At 58.0% G+C, this 17902-nt stretch carries 16 protein-coding genes; 5 read left to right on the top strand and 11 right to left on the bottom strand.

Features of this window, described 5'->3' with window-relative positions; translation table 11 throughout:
- Nucleotides 1–137: 137 nt before the first annotated feature.
- From GRX64_RS15875 to GRX64_RS15855, 5 genes are all read right to left on the bottom strand, one after another.
- Nucleotides 138–1196 (bottom strand): L,D-transpeptidase family protein, encoded by a 1059-nt coding sequence (locus GRX64_RS15875; RefSeq protein ID WP_235937713.1) that lies wholly within the window; start codon nucleotides 1194–1196, stop codon nucleotides 138–140.
- Between the two features lie 39 nt (nucleotides 1197–1235).
- The gene (locus GRX64_RS15870; protein WP_166268718.1) at nucleotides 1236–1805 is read right to left on the bottom strand and encodes a TMEM165/GDT1 family protein; all 570 of its coding nucleotides are present in this window, start codon (nucleotides 1803–1805) and stop codon (nucleotides 1236–1238) included.
- A gap of 236 nt (nucleotides 1806–2041) precedes the next feature.
- Nucleotides 2042–3433, bottom strand: a complete 1392-nt coding sequence (locus GRX64_RS15865; RefSeq protein ID WP_166268846.1) for a DHA2 family efflux MFS transporter permease subunit — start codon at nucleotides 3431–3433, stop codon at nucleotides 2042–2044.
- A gap of 28 nt (nucleotides 3434–3461) precedes the next feature.
- Nucleotides 3462–3887, bottom strand: coding sequence for a transcriptional regulator SlyA (gene slyA, locus GRX64_RS15860; protein WP_166268717.1), 426 nt, complete (start codon nucleotides 3885–3887; stop codon nucleotides 3462–3464).
- A gap of 220 nt (nucleotides 3888–4107) precedes the next feature.
- Nucleotides 4108–5409 (bottom strand): MFS transporter, encoded by a 1302-nt coding sequence (locus tag GRX64_RS15855; RefSeq protein ID WP_166268716.1) that lies wholly within the window; start codon nucleotides 5407–5409, stop codon nucleotides 4108–4110.
- A 292-nt stretch (nucleotides 5410–5701) separates the two neighbouring features.
- Here GRX64_RS15855 and GRX64_RS15850 point away from each other — a divergent pair, with 292 nt between their 5' ends.
- From GRX64_RS15850 to GRX64_RS15840, 3 genes are all read left to right on the top strand, one after another.
- Complete coding sequence (locus GRX64_RS15850; RefSeq protein WP_166268715.1) at nucleotides 5702–6607, top strand: helix-turn-helix transcriptional regulator; 906 nt, start codon at nucleotides 5702–5704, stop codon at nucleotides 6605–6607.
- Nucleotides 6608–6657: 50 nt separating this feature from the next.
- Complete coding sequence (locus GRX64_RS15845) at nucleotides 6658–8418, top strand: ExeM/NucH family extracellular endonuclease (RefSeq protein WP_166268714.1); 1761 nt, start codon at nucleotides 6658–6660, stop codon at nucleotides 8416–8418.
- A gap of 192 nt (nucleotides 8419–8610) precedes the next feature.
- Complete coding sequence (locus GRX64_RS15840) at nucleotides 8611–9690, top strand: AraC family transcriptional regulator (RefSeq protein ID WP_166268713.1); 1080 nt, start codon at nucleotides 8611–8613, stop codon at nucleotides 9688–9690.
- A 103-nt stretch (nucleotides 9691–9793) separates the two neighbouring features.
- Here the strand turns inward: GRX64_RS15840 and queE are convergent, their stop codons facing one another.
- Nucleotides 9794–10450, bottom strand: a complete 657-nt coding sequence (gene queE / locus GRX64_RS15835; protein ID WP_166268712.1) for a 7-carboxy-7-deazaguanine synthase — start codon at nucleotides 10448–10450, stop codon at nucleotides 9794–9796.
- A gap of 1 nt (nucleotide 10451) precedes the next feature.
- Nucleotides 10452–11117 carry a 7-cyano-7-deazaguanine synthase QueC gene (queC, locus tag GRX64_RS15830; RefSeq protein ID WP_166268711.1) on the bottom strand — a complete coding sequence of 222 codons (666 nt, stop codon included), beginning with the start codon at nucleotides 11115–11117 and terminating at the stop codon, nucleotides 10452–10454.
- Between the two features lie 175 nt (nucleotides 11118–11292).
- Here queC and GRX64_RS15825 point away from each other — a divergent pair, with 175 nt between their 5' ends.
- Entirely contained in the window at nucleotides 11293–11817 is a 525-nt protein-coding gene (locus tag GRX64_RS15825; RefSeq protein WP_166268710.1) for a 3'-5' exonuclease, read from the top strand.
- 63 nt (nucleotides 11818–11880) lie between these two features.
- On the opposite strand, the gene GRX64_RS15820 is transcribed toward GRX64_RS15825, so the two are convergent.
- Nucleotides 11881–12111 (bottom strand): hypothetical protein, encoded by a 231-nt coding sequence (locus GRX64_RS15820; protein ID WP_166268709.1) that lies wholly within the window; start codon nucleotides 12109–12111, stop codon nucleotides 11881–11883.
- Between the two features lie 757 nt (nucleotides 12112–12868).
- Here GRX64_RS15820 and GRX64_RS15815 point away from each other — a divergent pair.
- Nucleotides 12869–13141 (top strand): hypothetical protein, encoded by a 273-nt coding sequence (locus GRX64_RS15815; protein ID WP_166268708.1) that lies wholly within the window; start codon nucleotides 12869–12871, stop codon nucleotides 13139–13141.
- A 26-nt stretch (nucleotides 13142–13167) separates the two neighbouring features.
- Here the strand turns inward: GRX64_RS15815 and GRX64_RS15810 are convergent, their stop codons facing one another.
- The 3 genes from GRX64_RS15810 to GRX64_RS15800 all read right to left on the bottom strand — a co-directional run bounded on the left by GRX64_RS15810 (nucleotide 13168) and on the right by GRX64_RS15800 (nucleotide 17771).
- A complete protein-coding gene (locus GRX64_RS15810; RefSeq protein ID WP_166268707.1) occupies nucleotides 13168–13581 on the bottom strand; it encodes a response regulator in 414 nt (137 codons plus the stop codon).
- Nucleotides 13582–13626: 45 nt separating this feature from the next.
- Nucleotides 13627–14178, bottom strand: a complete 552-nt coding sequence (locus GRX64_RS15805) for a hypothetical protein (protein ID WP_166268706.1) — start codon at nucleotides 14176–14178, stop codon at nucleotides 13627–13629.
- Nucleotides 14179–14255: 77 nt separating this feature from the next.
- Nucleotides 14256–17771, bottom strand: coding sequence for a hybrid sensor histidine kinase/response regulator (locus tag GRX64_RS15800; RefSeq protein WP_235937712.1), 3516 nt, complete (start codon nucleotides 17769–17771; stop codon nucleotides 14256–14258).
- Between the last annotated feature and the right edge of the window lie 131 nt (nucleotides 17772–17902).

The raw sequence follows: 17902 nt of genomic DNA, 5'->3' as shown, positions 1-17902 counted from the left end.
GGCTTGGGATTGGCCATGATGGAAGTGAAGTCGTCTTCACCGCAACCTCCCTGGAATGTCCCTGCGCCAGGCAGAGACTCCATCAATGATCTGGTACTACCTTTTCAATACGGCGGAAGCCCTCTGTTGGCGCCGCATTAAAACAGCAATTTGACCGGCTGTTCCGCGGTCTCGGCAGGAGACTGGTTGGTGATACGACCATCCGCTGGTGAGATGTCCGCCGCCACCTGCGTCAGGCGTTCACCGATCATCCTGGGGATTCCGTCCGCCTGTTCCACCGCCAGTTCGATCGCATGACGCTGTATTTCAACGCCAGACTGCTTAGCCCTGAAGGCCTCCAGGCGCTCACTGACCTTTCGCCACAATTCATTTTTGACAGCGTCGCTGTAGTCTTCGTCAGGCCGATGAACCTCCAGCCATACCTCTTTGCCTTGCATGCCTATCTTAACGGGCTGATTGATGACCTGAACCGACGTGCCCTTATCTACATCATAGACAAATCTTTTGATATCTTCGTTATACATTCGAAAACAACCGTGACTGACTTGCATCCCGACACCGAACCCTTTGTTGGTGCCGTGAATCAGATAACCCTTCTCACTCAGCAACAGGGCGTGGGAGCCCAACGGATTTTCTGGTCCCGGTGGAATCATCCGGGGCAAATAGTCACCGTCTGCCTCATACTCAGCCCGCACACTGTCCGGCGGGTACCAGGCGGGAGACTCCAGGCGCATCGTCACCCGGGCGTCGGTCAGCGGCGACGGATTGTCATCGGTGCCCACTCCGACCGGATACACACTCACGGTGCCCTTGTTGAAGTAATACAGGCGGTACTCCGCCAGGTTGATCACAATGCCCTCGCGTTTCACATCCGGTAACACGTATTGTCGAGGCAGGGTGATTTGGGTGTCCAGGCCCGGAAGCCAGGGGTCCACCCCGGGATTGGCTTTAACCAACTCCAGATAGCCCATACTGATCTGGCTGCCTATTTCGGCAAAGGTGTCTTCATAGACGGTTCTCATTACCCCCAGGCCACCGACCAAATCACCCTCTACCTTCCAGGACGGCACTCGGCTTTCGAGCGCCTCTGGCTCCGGATTTGGGTTCGGCTCCGCTGTAGCCTCTTCGCCATAGCCTGGCCGGGCGACCACCATGATCACCAATGCCAAAGCCCAGACGCTCTTACTCCAAACCATAGTATCTCTTCCAACCTGTCCCATCTTTGGGCGTGTCCGTCAAAGTGAGCGCAACGCTGCCCATACCGTAAAGATCGCCAGCACCGCGAACAGCACACTTGCACCAATACGCGCTGTTGCCAATGGTAGCCGTTCCATCAACCATTTACCCGCCATAATAACGGGTACGTTTGCTGCCAGCATACCAATGGTTGTACCTACTATCACCCAGAACGTGGCATCGTAACGCGCGGCCAGCACCACCGTGGCAATCTGGGTTTTGTCACCAATCTCGGCCACGAAGAACATGATCGTGGTGGCTGCGAAGGCCCCGAGGCCGAGAAGGCCCGAGTCCTGGGCAGAGTCTTTGTCGGGAATCAGTAACCACAGTGCAATGGCGACGAAACTGGCCGCGACAAACCACAGTAGCCAATGGTCTGGAACCAACTGCGCGAGCCAGGCACCGAACAACGCGGATAGGCCATGGTTAAGCAGGGTTGCCACCAGAATGCCCAGAATAATCGGCGTGCGATGAGGAAACCGGCTGATCAGAAAAAGCGACAGGAGTTGGGTTTTATCACCGATTTCGGCAATAAAGACCGCCGCAGTTGAAGCGAGTAAAGCGTCCATAGTGGATTCCAGGGCGGATAGTCAGACAAGAGGCAACGCCATCCTCCGCCCATGGGAGATGGGGTTACCCCAGGTCTTGTCAGTCCTTGCGCAATCAGCACGCAAACGCACGGGACGTGATGGCCATGGGGATGTGCCCCAAGTGTGTTGACCAGCACCCACTGGCGTATAGCGGCCAGTGGAGACTACTCCCCTGAAGGAAGCCGTATACTAATTAATCGTCACAAAAAACACAATCAGTCACGTATCCGCCACACTGGCCAGACCGCCAGCACGACAAAGCCCGCCACCAACCACCAAGCCGTGTGAAAGGCCCCAATGGTGGGCAAACCGTTGGCATGGTCACCATACTCCAACGTCAGCGCGACAATATTGATGCCATAGGCTCCGCCCAGTTGGCGGGTGAAGTTGATGGTGCTGGAGCCATGCCCCAGCTCGTGCGCTTCCAACGGGTTGAGCGCTCCGGTAGACAGTGCCGGTAACATGAAGCCCAGGCCGATGCGGCCAACAATCGTCCACAGCGCCAGCCAGAAAAAGCCCAGGCTAATGTCCGACATGGCAAACAACAACGCGGAGGCCGCAAACAGGGCCATGCCAAACGTGATCAGCAACCGCGGACTGCGTTTGTCAGCCATGCGACCCGCAATCGGAAACGTCACCCCGAGCGCAATACCCGCTGGCAACATCAGCAAACCGGCATCGGTGGCAGAGAAGTCAAGCGCAGTCTGCACAAACAGCGGAATCAGATAGGTCGACCCAAACAGCGCCAACCCCAGTGCAATGGCGCCGATATTGGCGAAAAGAAAACTTCGGCGCCGCAGCAACTGCAATTGTAAAAGCGGATGTTCTGTCCGGCGCTCTCTCCGTACAAACAAGGTCAGGGCTACCAGCGCAACCGTACCTCCGACCATAATGAACATTAGGTTCCCGGCCGGGGACTGCAGCCGGTTTAACGCATCCAGGCTAGAGACAATGGTGAGCGCCAGCAGCAGAAACCCTTTCAAGTCAAACGGGTAAGACAGCAAGGGGGCAACAGGACGGGGTAAAAACTTCCACACCATGAACACGCCAAACAGGGTCACCGGCGCGGGCGCGAACATGACGAAACGCCAATCCAGCTGGTCCACCAGCACGCCGCCCAACACCGGCCCCAATGCAGGCGCCAGAATCACACCCATGCCGTAAATGCCCATGGCCTGGCCCCGACGCTCTTTGGGGAAGATGCGAAACACCAGATACATGGCCATGGGCTGCATCAAGCCGGCAAATGCGCCTTGGGCCACACGGGCAGCAATCAGGGTTTCCGGCGTGGGACTGAAACCACCCACCATCGACACCGCACTGAACAACAACATCGCCGTTGCCAAGGTTTTTCGCAGGCCAAAATGGTCCAGCAGCCAGCCCGTGGTCAGCATGGTCGTTGTCATGGCGGCAATAAAGCCGGTCGCCAGCCAGTGCGCCTGACCCTGGCGGATACCAAATTCCGTCATGATGTCCGGTAAGGCAACGTTAACGATGGTGGCGCTCAGCACCGTGGCCATCGTCCCCAGCATGACGGTGGCTACGGCAAACCAGCGCCAGCGTTCACCGTAGCGGGCGCGCAGGGCTTCTAGAGAATGGTCAGACAGGGTCCCCCCCCTGATGAGGGCAACCCGATTATTTCAACCGGTCGCCATTCACCATGATTGTATTAAAGACCTTCAGTGCAACATCAATGTCGTCTTCACTGACGCCTTCGAGCATTTCGTCCCGGAGGCTTTTGGCCCGATCATTGAGGTCGTCCATGAACGATTCGCCCGACTCGGTCAGGTGAAGCCTGCGCGCGCGGCGGTCATTCTGACAGGGGCGGCGTTGAATCAGGCCTTGCTCTTCGAGGCTGTCCAGCAACCGCACCAGGGTAGGGTTTTCGATGGCCATCAAACTGGCCAGCTCACGCTGCGTGAGGCCTTCACCACCACGCTGCAGGTAGACCATCGTGGTCCAGCGCGCCTGGGTGACACCCAGGTCCTTCAAGCGCTCATCGAGCAGTTTTCGCCAGCGGCGCGTTACCCGAGCAACGGCAAACGGGAACTGATCTCTCATGGCTTCGCGCTCCATAAACACTCTCTTTTGCTTAAAACATGATGAAGGATTAATACTAGTAAGCTAATCATTACAATGAAAACAGAAAAGGAAGTGCAAGCTATATCAGGGAATACCGAAAGGCATCCATCCCAATTGCCCGTCCGGGACGGCAGCCAGACAGAAGGTTACGGTCGGACGGCCAGCCGTGACCGTCCGACCCAGGGTATCCAACCACGACCTAACCGGTGCTCCGGAGCCCGTCGTGATACGGCACGTCTCCGGATCCGGGCGCGATCTCGGGTGAGACTCGGAAATGCTCATTACGCGGATCAATTTCCACCAGCACCGTAGATGACTGCGGCATCGCCGCCACAAAATGCTCCTGCGCAGCCACCGGCACATCGTAGGTTGTCTTGATCTTGTAGCTCGTGAACAACGCCAGACCCAGCAGCACCGCAGCGTTGCCAAAAAAGAGCCCCTGGGGACCCACCAGACTCACCACTTTGGCCATGACGATCGGCCCGATCACACTGCCGATGCCATAGCTCAACAACAAGGTCGCACTGGCCGCAACGATGCGATGGTGCTCCATCCGGTCATTGGTAATCGCCACGGCAATGGGGTAGAGCGTGGCCGACATCCCCGTAAAGACACCCACAGCGAGCATCAACAGCCATAGCTGGCCAGGCCCCAACAGCGCGGCGGCAGTACCTGCAATAGCCGCAATCAACGCGACCCAGCACATTACCTTACGGCGATTAAAGCGATCACACACCTGGCCCAGGGGCCAGGCCAGCAGCATGGCGGCGACAATCGCCGTCGCCATGAAGACAGATACCTCTGACACGTCCATCCCGACCAGAGTCGCGTACACCGGACCCAAGGCGTAAAACGAACCGATCAGCACGCCACAAATCAGCGACCCTGCAACCCCTGACGAAGACTCTCGAACCAGGGTGAAAAACGACATGCGCTCGACCGCATCGATAGGCGGCGCGTCCATTCGGGTCAATGACAGTGGAATCAGGGCCAATGTCAGCAGAATGGCCGCCAGCGTAAATGGGGTGAAACTGGCAGGATCACCCAGGTTGACAATCAACTGGCCGCCCGCTGCCGACAGAAAAAACACGATCTGATAAACCGCAAACAGCGCGCCCCGGTTTGCGTTTGTGGCCCGACTGCTGAACCAGCTTTCGATCACCACCAGCACCCCGGCCATGCTGAACCCGGACAACCCGCGTAAAAATGCCCAGAAAACCGCCGACACCGCCAGCGGGTATAGTAGGGCGGCCACCGCAGCCACCGCCGCAAAGACCGCAAAAGCCCGAATGTGACCAACCCGCTCAATCACCCGGTTAACGTACAAAGTACCCAGCACAAAACCGATGGAGTAACACACCAGCACCCAGCCAATGGTGGCCGGATCGATGGATTCAATACTCATCCTGATGCCGAGCAGCGTCATCAGGAAGGCATTACCGCTGACCAGCAATACAATACTGAGCAACAACGCTGACAGGGAGGTGACCATGCGGGTCATCCGACGTACTCCAAGACCGGGCCGATGAAAATTTCTGGACGTCCCACGAACATAGCAGGCAATGGCCGAAACGCCGAACGTCGCATTAAAGCAGCGCCGGTCGTCCGACACCATTACGCACTTGCCGAGACACCGGCCTGGTGCCAGGTCGTGCCTTCTGTGACGATTTATTTAACATTGTTTTACATTAATGGGTCGTAACTCACGACGCCCCGGCAAAGCTGATAATATGGCCTTCCTGATCAAGGATTGTTCAGATTTTCGTCAGCCAACATGAATAGAGCCCATCGTCATGAAGAAAACGGAATGGCCCATCCGCTGGGACCTGCTACTACGCTACCGACTTATTGAGATCATCGCGCTCTGGGAAGGGCGGCTGACCACCAATCACATCTGTCACGGGTTTGGCATCGGACGACAACAGGCGTCCAAGGATATCAACACGTACCTCCGTGAACTGGCGCCCGACAATCTGGTCTACGATCGGCATCTCAAGGGCTATGTGCCCTCGCCCGAATTTGCACCGGTCGTGACCCAGGGCCACTCCGAGGAATATCTTGACTTGCTGGCCCGCAACGATGCCCTGAGCCAGACCTTTGAAACCCTGAATATTGGTCTGCCGAACAGCACCGTTCTGCGAATGCCGCGCCGTCTGGCGGAACCGTCGGTGGTCCGGGCCGTGGTGGCGGCTACTCGCCAGGGCAAGCGCCTGGATGCGGAGTACTTCTCACTGAGCCAGCCCCAGGGCATGCAGCGAATCATTGAGCCCCATACGCTGGTCTACAGTGGCCAGCGCTGGCATGTCCGGGGCTGGTGTGAGCGCTATGGTGAGTATCGGGATTTTGTCTTAAGCCGGTTTCGAGGCACCCCGACCATCCTGAATGAACGCAACCGTCACACGATCCACCAGGACGATGACTGGAATCGCAACGTCACCATAGAGTTACGCCCCGATCGTCGTTTGAGCACGGATCAACAGGCCATCATTGCCAGTGATTACGGTATGGACAACCAAAGGCTCAAGCTGGAAACCCGCGCCGCTCTGGTGCGGTACTTGCTGAGCCTGGCCGGTATTCGACCTCACTGCACGGACCCCGACCCCCTGGTGCAACAACTTGAGCTGGTGAACGTGGACGCGCTTGCACCTTGGCTGAACGTTCGAACGACCTCGCGTGAGGCGCTGGCGGAAAGCTGTTAGGCTGACCGCGATGGTCCGGGCCACCGGACCCCGCTCTCAGGTTGCCCCCTATGCGTGCCATGCGCTATACCCTGGCGTTGTTGATAATGGTGATGACGGCAATAGCGGCGGTACCGCCAGTCCTTGCCGCCGACTGCCACACCCCTGTAACGCCAATTTCCCAAATCCAGGGAAACCGGTCTGAGTCCCCCCTACAGGGAGCCTGGGTCACGGTCCGTGGCGTCATCACCCTGGATACCCGGGCTCAAGGCTTCAAGGGTTTCTATCTGCAACAGGCGGATGGCGAAACCGATGACGATCCCAGCACCTCCGAAGCCCTGTTTGTGTACACCTCACGTCCCACTGGTGCCACCGGCCATCAAGTCGAGGTCACCGGGCGGGTCCGGGAATATTACGGTCTGACGGAGGTGGTCAACGTCAAAATCCTGCGCGACTGTGGCCCGGCGCCGATGCCTACGGCCCAGCCCCTGAGTCTGCCGTGGCCTTCGGCCGAACCTCCTGAACGCTTCGAAAACATGCGCGTGCGTTTCACCCGGGCATTGACCGTGATTGACCACCACAATCTGCACCGCTTTGGCGAACTGACGCTGGCCACTGAGACCCAGTTTGTGCCCACCCAACGCCTGGTCCCGGGCCTGGAGGCCGCAGCGCTCGCGCAGGTGCAGGAACGCCAGCGGATCATCCTGGATGACGGCAGCGGCCAGAAATACCCGAGCCCGATACCCTACCCACTGCCGGCACTCACGATGAGCCGCACCGTTCGCACCGGCGACCGGGCATCCAAACTAACCGGCGTTCTCGATTACCGGTTCGGTGCCTGGCGCCTGCAGCCGGATTCCAGCCCCCGCTTTGAGTCTGCCAACCCGCGTCCGCCGCCACCGCCGCGCCCATCAGAGTCCGCCGTCAGGGTGGTCGCGCTGAACGTGGAAAATTATTTTAATGGCGATGGCAACGGCGGCGGCTTTCCAACCCCCAGAGGAGCCCAGAGCCAGACCGCCCTGAAACACCAAACCGCTCGATTGGTGGCCGCATTGACCGCTCTGGATGCCGACTTGCTGATACTGGCTGAAATTGAAAACGACGGCGACCACCCGGACAGCGCATTGGCGCAGCTGGCCGCCGCTCTGGGACCTGACTGGCAGTGGGTCCGCACAGGTCCGGTCCGGGATCGTCGCCTTATTCGCAGCGCTATGCTGTACCACAGCCGCCGGCTCGCAATCGCCGATCTTACCCGACCGGCGCTCGCACAGCCGTATGATGGACCAGGCCGCCATCCCGTCGTGCAGGACTTCAAAGTGACTGCAAGCGGGGATATCGTGCGGGCCGTAGCGGCCCATTTTAAATCCAAAAGCTGTCGCGGGGCGCAGGCCGCCGACCGTGACCAGAACGATGGCCAGGGTTGTTATGCCTCGACACGGCTAGAGCAGGCCCGGGCCCTGAGTCGGTGGCTGACGCGCTTACCAACGCCGGCCAGATCGTTGGGCACCCTGATCGCCGGAGATCTCAACAGCTATGCCAGGGAAGCGCCCTTACAGCATCTCGCGCGGGCCGGCTATCACGACCTTGTGGGCCAGCGCCAGGGCCTCACCAGCTACAGCTACCGCTTTCGTGGTCGCGCCGGCACACTGGACTACGTCCTCGCCAAAGGCACGGTCAATCAACGCATCATCGGTGCCCGGCTCTGGCACATCAACAGTGATGAGCCCGCCGCATTGGGTTACCAGCGTTGGCAGCCGGACGCCGCCGGGCCGACGCATCTACCCTGGCGTGCCTCCGACCACGACCCCGTGGTGATCGATATGGCGCTCTGAACCGCTCCTGCCCATTACGCCTCCGAAAGGACCACGCGACTGCACTGAATACCTCCCGGTGATTGGCAGCGATTGGCTTTTGCACCCAGCATGCTTGTCAGCGCGGTCATGGGGCGCCTGGCCCTATCGCGTCATACTGCTGTTTTACGATGACGATTTTACGACGACAATAACGGGAACGAGGGTAGGGTCATGGGTACCTCGACATCGCGGCAACAGGACTTGGGGCTACCGGCCATCTACCTGTATTTACTTGCCAAACTACTGCGCACCACCGGCGTTGACGATCGCTTACTGCTGCAACAGGTTAGCCTCGACCCGAATCGGCTGCATTCAACTGAGCGCCGAATTGCACGCTCCCAGGCCAGCGAGTTCATCACCCGCGCGCTGATCGAAAGCGGTGAGCCTGGGCTGGGCATACTGTTGGCGAACGAGCTGCAATTGCCGCTGCACGGCGCACTGGGAAACGCTGTGATGAGCAGCCGCACGCTGGGTGAGGCCCTGGATCTGATGACGCGATTCCTGACCTTACGTGCGCCTCAGTTGAGCATTGTCCGGCAGCAGGAGCCCGACCGGGTTGTATTCCAGGTCAGATGTGGGATTGATCTCGGTCCGCTCCAGGGATTTATGATGGACGCCACGCTGTTCGGTTGCGTGGTGATGGGCACCCAACTACTGGGCACTCCGGTCAGCGGCGCTTACGTCAGACGGCGCGGACGCGAGCCGGGTTACTTTCAACGCTTCCGACACCAGATCCCGGTGCCGGTTGAGTACGGTGCGGATGACGACGCCATCGTCGTTCCGGCCTCGGAGCTGGCGTCGACCCTGCGTTTCAGTGACGAGCAACTGGCGGCGTCATCACGGGCCCAGTGCGAGCAAGCGCTGCAGGCACTGACCGCCGATGCGGGCTTTGGCACCCGCGTACGCCGGGTGATCGAGGCCAGCCATCCATTCCCGCCGAAGCTCGCGCGCGTCGCCAGCACTCTGTTTGTGTCCGAGCGCACATTGAAGCGGCGGCTGCAAGAAGAACACCACAACTTCCAGACCCTGGTCGATCAGGTTCGGCTCGAGCGGGCACAGGAATTACTGGTGGGTACCGGCACGAACCTGGGTCAGATTGCGGAAGCCCTGGGCTACGCCGATGCCGCCAACTTTACCCGCGCCTTCAAACGCTGGACCGACACCAGTCCCAGTCAGTACCGCCATCACCGCCTCAGCAGCGTGAGCCTCGAACCCGGGCCGCCTGCGCGACCGCGTGGTGCCCACGCCTGACGACCGCAACGCCTTGTGGTCTGGCGCCGGATGCTCCATCGGCCGATGCCTTCCTGTGTGCGCAATGAGTGGCCATTAATTAAAGTATGAGGCAGCCAGGACGCTAGTCGATGCCAATCAATTTGTGCATTTGCAACGTCAGGCGCCAGCGAGGGTGCGCCAGGCAGTAGTGGGTCGCTTTCTGGGTATTACTCTGTTTGAGCGGGTCACTGCCGTTCTCCGGTACCGTGGGCGAAGCCATGGGGGAGAGAAAGCGATGTTTGGCTTCAATGTGCTCAAAGGCGTCCGGCGGCGCCAGCCGTTGTGGAAACACCAGCTTGAGTTCATCGCAACGGGTTATCAGCACCTCGGCGTTGGCTTTTGGGCTCACACACAACCAGTCAATACCGTCGGGTGCCGGCAGGGTTCCGTTGGTTTCCACGCCGACTTCAAACCCGCGTTGGTGAAACGAGTCCACCAGCGCTTCATCCAGCTGCAACAGCGGCTCGCCTCCGGTGCAGACCACATAAGGCCGCCCAGGCGCGTCTGGCCAAAGAGCGGCAACGTGGTCCGCAAGGGCTGCGGCGGTGGCAAATACCCCGCCGTTCTGGCCGTCGGTGCCGACGAAATCGGTGTCACAAAAGTCACACACTGCCGAGGCCCGGTCCGCTTCCCGACCATTCCATAGATTGCATTTGCTGAACCGACAAAAGACCGCGGCACGACCGGCCTGCGCACCCTCGCCCTGCAACGTATAAAACGCCTCTTTGACTCGGTACATGTCAGCCGGCTCCTTCGTAAATCAGTGGATCTTCAAGACCGTGCGCCGCAAAAGCTTCCAGCCGTTCGACACAGGACCCGCACCGACCGCAAGCGTTATCGCGACCGTTGTAGCACGTCCAGGTCTGACTGTAATCCAGCGCCATGGCGACGCCGTCGGCCAGAATCTGGGTCTTGTCTGCGCGGATGTATGGCGCTTCTATTCGCACCGGCTGGTAGTTGGCGACCTGGCAGACCGCGTTCATTTTTTCGACAAACTCGGGGCGGCAGTCAGGGTAGATGGCGTGGTCGCCACCGTGGGCGCCGTACCAGACCGCTGCGGCCTTGACAGTGACCGCGTACCCCGTCGCCAGGGACAACAGGATCATGTTTCGATTCGGCACCACCGTCGATTTCATGCTGTCTTCGGCGTAGTGGCCTTCGGGGATGGCAATATCATCGGTCAGGGATGACCCTGCCATGACTTCATGCAGGGCGGTGATATCGATCACCCTGTGGGGGATTGCCAGCGCCTTGCACACCGCCGCGGCACAATCCAGTTCGCGCACGTGGCGTTGGCCGTAATTGAACGACAATGCATGCACGTTGAAGCCGTCGGATAACGCTTTATGAAGCAGGGTAAACGAGTCCATGCCCCCCGAATAAATAACCACCACTGTGTCTGACATACAGGTCAAAAGCTCTCGTTATTTCTGTTCATGGATTCGGCCATTCGTTCGAGACAACCACGCTCGGTTTTAAGCCAATGGACATATTGTAACAGTGCAGTGACAGTATAGGTTCGCGTCCTTTGAACGAGACGGTTACACTTTGCGATTACCGAACCGACAAAAACTGTGTGGTATGACAGCCCTGACCAGCCCAGCCTTTATTGATTTTGAGGCCTCAAGCCTTGACCTGATTGCCAGTTACCCGATTGAAGTGGGGGTTTGCATGCCCGACGGCACTCTACACAGCTGGCTGATTCGCCCCCACGTATTGTGGCTGGACTGGTCGGAAAGTGCCGAGCAGGTTCATGGCATCGCGCGTGCCACGCTCGAGCGGGATGGAACGGAAGTGCGTGAGGTGGCTCAGGCACTGAATGAATTGCTGGAAGGCCAGGTCTTCTGCGATGCGTGGACGTTCGACAGTTTCTGGTTACATCGGCTCTATCGTGCGGCCAACGCCACCCCGACGTTTCAACTGGAATCCATTTCCGTACTTCTGACCGCACCGGAGGTTCAGCACTGGTCCTCGACCCGCCAACAAGTGATCGGGGATCTGGGCCTGCCAATCCATCGCGCTGCCAACGACGCCCTGATACTGCAAAAAACCTGGCACCGGGTCACCATCGCCTCGCAGCAGACCGATCAAGACGTCTCAAGCTGAACCGGCGCTCAATCCACTGGTTATCTGAGGCGGGTGGCAAGAAGCGCACAGCCCAAGCCGTTATTACGCTGCACTGGCTTTATTGGCTAACCATTCCAGACCATCGCGCAGGGTTTGCAGCGTCCAGCAGGTAACCACGACCATCAGGCCGGCACCGACTGCGGTAAAGGCGAAATCAGCGCCCACTTCCTGGCTTTGCGCCAACACCAGATAAGCCATTAATACTGTTACGAGAAATATCTCGATATAAAGGTGATTGCGGAACTTTTGACGGGGTCCGTTGTGTTCAGACATGTGGTGTCAATTAACCTCTCTCAAAATTAGTTAGTAGCCTAATTATCGCTGATTGAGGATACTTTGGCTGTACGAGCTAGCCGCTACGAAGTTTCCGAGATATATTCCAGGGAGCAAAAAAAAAGCGCAACCGAATCCGGAAGCGCCTTATAAAGGAGAGATCCACACAGCAATCGCTGTCGAAGCAGATTGATGTGCTTTGCACAACGTAAAACACGTGACGGGACGGATTATGATTCATTCGTCGAAAGGCCGTCTGTAGGGGTTTGCCGAAACCGGGCCACAATCCGGGCCTACCACCCGATCGGGTCCAATGCCTGGCATCTCCATGGCCCGCCTATTGACCGACTAGGTAACAGTGACCACTTGAAAACCCACACCCAAGCGATACACTGACCCTGACACTAAGTCATCGAAACAGCCGGTGAAGAAAGGCCTGACGGGGCGCATCGAGCGGCTGGCCAAGCCCCAGAGGCGGAATTGAATTCGATGGTCTCTTATGCACACGTTTTACCGGAATCCAGAGCTATGCTGAAAATTCTCAACTGTGCCGACACTCGCCCAGGCACCACTGGTGTTATGGGTTGCGTGACGCCATCTGCCCATCGGGGTGTTTCGGCACGAGTAGTGGATAACTAACGGCTTTCGGTCAGTGCCCGGGAGCCACAGAGCGACCGGGTCAGCTTCTCCGCGATCAGCCCCGGCGCTAAAAGGCCCGGGGTTTTTTATTGCACCCGCAGACAGTAAGGAGAAGGTCATGAAAAGACAACCGAATCAAAGGGCCGCCAACCAGCCCTCGCATCAACGGACCGGACCGATCAAACGCCCGGCAAAACTGCCCCTGCTGGACGCCATCTGTCAAAAGCTGAATCAACGCGTCAATCTGGACGATGAGCAGCGCGTACTCGGGCTCTATGAACGGGGCTGGATCTTCAATGGCGTGCTGGGCAACCTCGACGGTGCCGAGGCCCGCTATGTCAGAGCCCTGGCGAACCGTTATGACTCATGGATAGCGCGCCAGGTTGCCTGAGCACACCCACAAGGGGCTGAACGGGTTTAATGCTGCCGGTTCAGCCCTTTAACCATTTGCATGTCCGTGCCGTGCATCATCACGTAGTTGTTCACCACATCGTGAATTTTTTCCAGTGAGTAGGGTTTCACCACATAACCGTTGGCACCGGCACTGATGGCCTTCTGAATGCTTTCAATCGAGTCGTCCGCCGTCACCAATACGACGTGCTGTTGCGCATTGACCGCTTTAAAGTCCGCCATGAGATCGTGGCCATTACCGTCCGGCAACCCCAGGTCCAGCATCACTATGTGGAAGTGTTCGGCCGCATACTGGGCCTTGCCGCAGGCGGCATCGCCGCACTCGGTTACCTGCGTGGCACCGGCTTTGTAAAGCATGTCTCGCAATAACTCTCGCATGGTGGGTTCATCTTCTACCACCAGCACTCTCAAATCATCCATCACGTTGTCTCCGATTTTGGCTGTCCACTGGAACTGTGCGCTGATTCATAAACCATGGCCACCATTGGATCGACTGGGAATGGCCAGCGGTGCATGCTGAGGCGTGAGCTCCTGGCCACTGCGGGCGCTTGCATCGTGGTCCGGGGTAACCGTGACCTCCTCACCGGCCTGGACCAGCATGTTACTGATGGTGATGGCGGTCGTGTAGAGTGAAATGGCGACGATGAGCAGAATCGGCTGAACAAAGGCCACAAATTGTGGCACCTCCTGATCACCAACGATACTCAGGATAAGAATAATGGCCGGCCCAAGCACCACAAACAGCGTCAGGGCGATGAAGAAGACAATGCGCTCCTTGAAGCGCCCGAGGTCTTTGTCACTCACCAGCCCCAAAACAAATTTACCGATCGCCAGTCCCGCCAGAATCGCGGCGGCAATGCTGAAATCAGGTCGTAGCAACACCTGAGCCAGTTCGCCGTCCCACAGTCGCTGCATGCAGATAACCAGAAACGGAAACATCACGAACAAGACGTCGGCGTAGGTGCCGTACATCATGCTAAGTGATTGGCTTTCGCGGCGGTAATTGTTCTCACTCATTGGCCTGTTTTCCTGTGCTAAAACGGTACGATATGCATCAATCGTGTCGGCGTGATTCACCGGACGGATTGCTGTGACTACTCGGTGGCAATGGGTGCCAAAGCCTGTTCAATTTGTTCGGTTAATAAGGTTAGCTGGGCCCTCACGCTGGCGATGTCTGGCTCGGCGAGCCTGAGACACGCTTCAAGATTGCCGGCCTGCTCCGTCATTTCCGGATAGCCCATGGCGCCGGCGGTGCCCTTGATCTGGTGGGCTTCGGATCGCAGTTGCGGGTAGTCGCCGGCCGCCAAGGCCAGATTCATGCGTTGTTGGCGCTCTCGTAGGCTTCGGCAAAATTGCTCGGTGAGTGGCTGCAAGTCAATCCGCTCCGGAGCAGCGTCAGGCTCTGTGGCCAATACACGCGCCAGCAAGGCCTCCAGATGGCCCTGATCGATGGGCTTGATCAGCACGCCATCACACCCTGCGTGCTTCAGCGCGTCTACTTCCTGCTGATCGCCAGCTGTAAACGCGATGATCGAACGGCGGAATCCTGTTTGCCGCAGCATGCGCGTGGCCACTACCCCATCCATACCCGGCATATGCCGGTCCATCAGAATCAGGTGATGGGTCTCCGATAGCGCCGCCTTAACGGCGGCCTCACCATTGGCAACGCAGGTCACCGTCAAACCGTAGCGGCTCAGCATGCGTTCAACCTGACGGCGATTATCGTCATTGTCTTCGGCGACCAGCACACTGCCATGAAACTGACGTACCTCCGCGGGCGAACCGCGGTTGTCTTCCGGCAGATAACGCGCCAAAACTTCATAGAATCGCTGCTTATCGATTGGTTTGGCCACATGTTCGTTACAACCGGCCATCCGGTAATCATCGATATCCTCCGCCATCACATTGGCCGTCAACGCGATGACCGGCGTGTTGATGCCGGCTTCCCGAAGCGCCGCAGTGGCATCCCGGCCGTTCATTACCGGCATCTGAATATCCATCAGGATCAGGTCATAACGATTGTGGATGGCCGCGTCCAACGCTTCGGCACCATCGGAGACATGCGCCAGTTCGGCACCGGTGCGGGCCACCAGCAGAGAGACCAGTTTGCGGTTCACCTCATTGTCTTCCGCACACAGGATTCGACCCTGCAGTCGAGGTGCCACCACCATGGGAAGCTGGCGCCGGCGCTGAGTCAACTCTGAGGCGTCCCGTAAAAAATGAATCGCGGTGAGGGGCCCTGTGGCAATACTGACCTCAAACTCGCTGCCCTCGCCGTAGGTGCTGTTCACCGCAATCGATCCGCCGAGCAGTTCCGCAAGCCGTCGGGAAATGCTCAACCCGAGCCCGGTCCCGCCGTATTGTCGTGCAATGGCGGCGCTGCCCTGGGCAAAGGGGTCAAACAACCGCCCAATCTGTTCCGGCTTCATACCGATGCCGGTGTCCACCACCCGGGCAATGAGCTGCTCGGCATTGCGCTCGCAACGGATTGTCACGGTAATTGACCCGTTTTCGGTGAATTTAAGCGCATTTCCACACAAATTAATGATGATTTGCCGAAACCGTGTAGGATCGGTGAGGATTTTTTCCGGCAACGGAAAATCGCAGACGATGCTGAATCCTAATCCCTTCTCCCGGGCGCGGGGCACAAAAAATGCCCTCACTTCGTCCAGCAGTTCCGGCAAATTGACGGAGACCACATCGACATCCAGCTTGTTGGCATCGATTTTTGAATGATCGAGGATATCGTTCACCAGGTCGAGCAAATGGCGCCCGCTGCGCACCACCGTTTCGGCGCTGCTGCGCTTTTCATCCGGCGTCAGATCACGGTCCAACAGGGCCTCACCATAGCCGATGATGGCGGCCAACGGCGTACGAATCTCATGGCTCATATTAGCCAGAAACTGACTCTTGGCCTGGGCGGCGTTGCGGGCCAGATCCTTTTCCATGCGCTCATGTTCACGTTCTTTTTCAATTTTCTGGCGCTGATGCCGCTCGGTGGCGTCAATGCAGGTGCCCTCAAGGTGGAGTGGGGCACCGTCGGAATCGTACACGGTATGGAGCGAGATGGTGGCCCAGCATTCCTCGCCCTGATGGTTGTAGTAGCGCGCCTCAATTCCTTTCAGAATGCCCTTGTGCTCTAACTGGTCGACCACCCAGCGCCGCATCCGTTCATCCGCGAAACAGGTGTCCAGCACGTCCAGTTGCTGATCCACCAGCTCCCGGTTGCTGCTGTACCCCATTAATGCCGCCATTGCCGGGTTGGCGGTAATAAAACGGCGGTGCAGTGACATTTGGAACACGCCCTCAACGGCGTTATCGAACAGCGACTGATAGCGCCTCAGGTTGGCCAGTGCTCGCTCGCTCCAGCTCAGGGCTTCGCCCTGCACCTGCTTGATGCGATCCGCGAGGGCAAATGAGAACAGAATGATTTGCGCCGTCAGCCCGATCTGCGGGGCGTAGGTGGTGAACACATTCAGCGGCAAATAGCCGATAACGGTAAGGGCATAGAGCCCGAAACCGCTCAAGGCGGCGGTCCAAGCAAAGAAATAGGCACGGGCGGCAGGGTTGTAATAGGTCCAGGCCAGATAGCTCACCACGATCATGATGGAACACAACATGATCGACCCCAACACGATCCACTCCATCGCAATGTGGTAGGGAATGAACAGGCTGAGCACAAACGTCAGCACGACCGAGTAAAGGCACAACCGGATAATCTGATCGAGATCGGCGGATTTTTCTTTGGTTTCCAGCAGCGACCGCGCCATCAGCAAGCCCCAGAACCAACTCATCAGGATCTGATAATGAAGGTACTGTTTGTGAAGGAAAGCCGGACGCTCATCCAAAAGCTGAATACCATGAACCTGCTCGGTGCCGATCATGACCGTTGCCGATACCAGGTACAGCACGTAGTACACGTTACTGCGTTCACGCACCGACACGGCAACGAACAGGTTGTAGGCCAGTATCGCGAGAATGCTGCCCAGCAATATGCCACGCACGGCCTCATCTACCGAGACCTTTTCAATGTAGCGATCCGGATTCCAGAGCGTCAGGGGCAGCCGGAAGGTGTTGAGCGTATTGACCCGCAAGTAAATCCGGGTTTCCTGGTCGGGGGAGAGCTGCACCTTGAAGGTGGGGTTCGGCAACGCCAGATCACGCTGCTGCCAGTTGTCTTCATAACCGGCCTGACGCTGGTCAATCAACTGGCCATCCCGAAGCACATACAACTCAACCTGATCCACCAGCGGCAGGGTTAACTCCAGAATCCAGTCGGTGCCGGTGTGGGTATTGTCAGAATGAAGGTCGAAGCGCGTCCAATAGGACGAATCGGTGTAGCCGAAATTGAGCATGCCGCCCTGATGCCGGGTGAAAGGGTGGCGCTCTTCGTCGCGAATATCCTCAAGGGTCAGCTCATTCTTCGGGTCTTCCAGATACCATACGCAGGAAGCAAGATCGTAGGAACTGACATTTGGACTGATGACGACGACGGAGTCCTCACAGCGGTCTTTACCGACCACCGCCGAAGCATTCAGACTCAAACCAGCCAGCACGATGTTGGCCACGATCAGCCAGAACAGGCTGAATCGTCGTTCCTGTTGCTGCAAAATGTGATCTCCACGCGGGCAGGTGCCTGAATTATTGGTTATTGTCGTGTCTCGTCAGGCCGGAGCATTATTATTTTGGGTTTCGCCTCGCTCCGTCGCGCCTTACTTTAGCGCGTTATCCTATTGTTCGC

Source organism: Marinobacter caseinilyticus (genome assembly GCF_011074955.1).
Taxonomy (GTDB): domain Bacteria; phylum Pseudomonadota; class Gammaproteobacteria; order Pseudomonadales; family Oleiphilaceae; genus Marinobacter; species Marinobacter caseinilyticus.
Note: the sequence above shows the minus strand (reverse complement) of the source record. Positions and strands in the feature narration are given on the sequence as shown.